Source organism: Lacisediminihabitans sp. (genome assembly GCF_036404185.1).
Lineage (GTDB): Bacteria > Actinomycetota > Actinomycetes > Actinomycetales > Microbacteriaceae > Lacisediminihabitans.
The window spans coordinates 1-3,487 of the sequence record NZ_DASWPB010000165.1; the positions used below are offsets into that span (position 1 = coordinate 1).

The window sequence follows — 3,487 nt, forward strand, 5'->3', positions numbered from 1 at the left end:
CTCCGGGACGTAGCCGCCGAGCGCCCTGCGGCGCTCGTGCAGGTACTGGATCGCCTCGTCGTCCTCGCCGGGGTGGTAGTACGGCGGCAGGTACGGGTTCTCCTCGAGCGTGGCGTCCGTGATCGGGATGCGCAGGGCGTCGCGGAACAGCTTGAGGTTGTCGAGCGTGAGCTTCTTCATCTGATGGGTCGCGTTGCGACCCTCGAACGAGGGGCCGAGACCGTAGCCCTTGACCGTCTTGGTGAGGATGACCGTCGGCTGGCCCTTGTGCTCCGCGGCCGCCTTGAAGGCCGCGTAGACCTTGTGATAGTCGTGGCCGCCGCGCTTGAGGCCCCAGATCTGCTCGTCGCTGTAGTCCTTGACCATCTCGAGGGTGCGCGGGTCGCGGCCGAAGAAGTTCTCGCGCACGTAGGCGCCGTTCTCCGCCTTGTAGGTCTGGTAGTCGCCGTCTGGCGTGCGGTTCATGAGGTCGCGGAGCGCGCCCTCGGTGTCGCGGGCGAGCAGCTCGTCCCACTCGCGGCCCCAGATCACCTTGATGACGTTCCAGCCGGCCCCGCGGAAGAAGCTCTCGAGCTCCTGGATGATCTTGCCGTTGCCACGCACCGGTCCGTCGAGCCGCTGCAGGTTGCAGTTGATGACGAAGTTGAGGTTGTCGAGGCCGTCGTTGGCGGCCAGCTGGAGGGCGCCGCGGCTCTCCACCTCGTCCATCTCCCCGTCGCCGAGGAAGGCCCAGACCTGCTGGTCCGAGGCATCCGTGATCCCACGGTCGGTCAGGTACTTGTTCGACTGCGCCTGGTAGATCGCGTTGATCGGGCCGATTCCCATCGAGACGGTGGGGAACTGCCAGAACTGCGGCATGAGACGCGGATGCGGGTAGGACGAGAGTCCGCCGCCGGCGTGGGACTTCTCCTGGCGGAATCCGTCGAGCTGGTCGGCGCTGAGCCGGCCCTCGAGGAAGGCGCGGGCGTACATGCCGGGGGAGGCGTGGCCCTGGTAGAAGATCTGGTCCCCGCCGCCCGGGTGCTCACGGCCGCGGAAGAAGTGGTTGTTGCCGACCTCGTAGAGGGTGGCCGACCCGGCGTAGGTGGAGATGTGACCGCCGACCCCGATGTTCGGGCGCTGCGCGCGGTGCACCAGGATGGCCGCGTTCCAGCGCGTCCAGGCGCGGTAGCGGCGTTCCAGGTCCTCGTCGCCGGGGAACTCCGGCTCGTTCTCCGGCGCGATCGTGTTCAGATAGTCCGTCGTCGGGACCATGGGCACACCGAGGTGCAGCTCCTTGGACCGTTTGAGCAGGCTGAGCATGATCTCGCGGGCGCGTTCGTGCCCCTGCGCCTCCACCAATGCATCGAGGGATTCCTGCCATTCGGCAGTCTCCTCAGGGTCCTGGTCGATGTGGTTCACCGAGTAGGGGTCCTGGTCATTCACCGTCAACGTCGACCTCGTTCTTTTTCGCGGACAGAATGCGCCGAGCAGACCGGAGTCGGATTGCGATCATCGGTCGGGATGCGCGGCCTCAACGATTCTAGTTCGCGTCCAGCGGAGGTTGTACGTGAGCGGGGAGTAGCGTCGAGCCCATGGCCCTCAGCGAACTCGACAACGGCATCCTCTCCGTCTCGGTCGACTCGAACGGCGCACAGCTGAACGGTCTGGTCGACCAGACCGGGAGACAGCTGCTCTGGCAGGGCAGCGACGTGTGGAGGGGACAGGCCCCCGTCCTGTTCCCCATCGTGGGACGGATGCCCGGCAATCAGCTGATCCACGCCGGCACCGCCTACCCGATCGCCCAGCACGGCTTCGCCCGCAATCAGGAGTTCGAGGTCGAACGGATCAGCGGGACGAAGTGCCGGTTCGTGCTGACCGACAACGATCAGACGCACGCGCACTTCCCCTTCGGCTTCCGGTTCGAGCTGCTGTTCACGGTCGAGGCGAACAGGCTGACGATCGTCCACACGGTGTCGAACACGGGTCCGGAGCGGTTCTCCGCGTCTCTCGGGGCGCATCCGGGGTTCGCCTGGCCGCTCGCGCCCGGCGTGGCGAGGGAGGACCACGTGCTCGAGTTCGCGGCGGAGGAGCCCGCACCCATCCGCCGCATCGCCGACGGCCTTCTTCTTGCCGAGACGCGGCCGACCCCCGTCCAGGGGCGCATCCTGCAGCTCGACGACTCCCTGTTCGTCGACGACGCCATCATCTTCGACGAGCTGACCAGCCGCTCGGTGCGGTATTCGGCCCCGGGAGCCGCGAGTATCACCGTCGCCTTCGCCGACTTCCCGCTGCTCGGCGTGTGGTCCAGGGCGCCCGGCGAGTTCCTCTGCATCGAACCGTGGTTCGGGATGACCGCACCGGACGATTTCGCGGGGGAGTACAACACCAAACCGGGCCAGTTCAGCCTCGATCCCGGGCAGTCCCGCACGTTCTCTTACAGCATCACGGTGGATCAGCCCTGATTGCCCGGCAACCGGACGAGTCGAGCGTAAGATAGCGATTCGTGTTTACCGAGCGGTCGCTCGGCTGAAAGGACATGACATGGCTCTGGAGAATGACACCCAGGCACCCGACTTCGAACTCCCGAATCAATTCGGAGAGCACATCCGACTCAGCGACTTCCGCCACAAGAGGCCGGTCGCCCTCGTCTTCTTCCCCCTCGCCTTCTCCAGCACCTGCACGAGCGAGCTGTGCGAGCTGAGGGACAACCTCTCGCTCTTCACCGACAAGAGCATCGAGCTGCTCGGCGTCTCCGTCGACTCCAAGGCGACTCTGCGGGCGTTCGCCGAGGCGGAGGGGTACGACTTCAACCTGCTCGCCGACTTCTGGCCGCACGGCTCGGTCGCCAAGGACTACGGCGTCTTCCTCCCGGAGAAGGGCTACGCGAACCGCGCGAGCTTCCTCATCGACATGAACGGCATCATCCGGGCGAGCTTCATCACCGCCCCCGGCGAGGCCCGCTCCATCGCCGACTATCGCGCGGCGCTCGCCGAGCTGACGCCGGTCGCCGCCTAAGCCGTCTTCGCTCCATCGGGATCCAGCTTCGCCAGGATCTTCTGCAGGTCGGTGATCATCCCCAGCTGGCGGTTGTTGATCTCCATGAGCTTTTCGATGTCCTTCTTCGAGGCGACGTTCGTGTCGTAGTCGTGTTTCGCCAGCGCGGCGGCGATCGCATCCTGGCGCTTCGAGGCGATCAGCAGGATCGCGCCCTGAAGCCCGGCCAGCATGCTGAGGAACAGGTTGAGCAGGATGAACGGGTAGGGGTCCCAGCCCTTCGTCACCGAGTTCAGGATGGCCCAGAGCACCATGAACAGCACGAAGCCGCCGACGAAGCCCCAGCTGCCCATGCCGTTGCGCATGATGTCCGCCGCCCGCTCGCCGCGGGTGAGGTGCTTCTTGTGCTCGGAGTGCCAGTTGGTGATCTGAAACGGCTTGACGGTGTCGGCGGTCTTCGCCGTCGGGGTGCTGGTGGCCTTGGTCATGGTGCGAGTGTATGTCCGGCTCC

3 protein-coding genes and 1 pseudogene are annotated in these 3,487 nt (G+C 66.0%); 2 read left to right on the top strand and 2 right to left on the bottom strand.

The features are described 5' to 3' along the window. Positions 1-1,431 (bottom strand): annotated as a pseudogene (locus VGC18_RS11830) (pyruvate dehydrogenase (acetyl-transferring), homodimeric type); the annotation flags it as partial. A 143-nt stretch (positions 1,432-1,574) separates the two neighbouring features. On the opposite strand from VGC18_RS11830, the gene VGC18_RS11835 reads away from it, so the two are divergent. Continuing rightward, the gene (locus VGC18_RS11835; RefSeq protein WP_331097590.1) at positions 1,575-2,444 is read left to right on the top strand and encodes an aldose 1-epimerase family protein; all 870 of its coding nucleotides are present in this window, start codon (positions 1,575-1,577) and stop codon (positions 2,442-2,444) included. A gap of 79 nt (positions 2,445-2,523) precedes the next feature. Next, positions 2,524-2,997: a peroxiredoxin gene (locus VGC18_RS11840; RefSeq protein ID WP_331097592.1), complete on the top strand. Its 474-nt coding sequence runs from the start codon at positions 2,524-2,526 to the stop codon at positions 2,995-2,997. Here the strand turns inward: VGC18_RS11840 and VGC18_RS11845 are convergent. After that, a partial coding sequence (locus VGC18_RS11845) for a DUF1003 domain-containing protein (RefSeq protein WP_331097594.1) occupies positions 2,994-3,487 on the bottom strand: 494 nt, incomplete at its 5' end. The two genes, VGC18_RS11840 and VGC18_RS11845, sit on opposite strands and share 4 nt — an antisense overlap.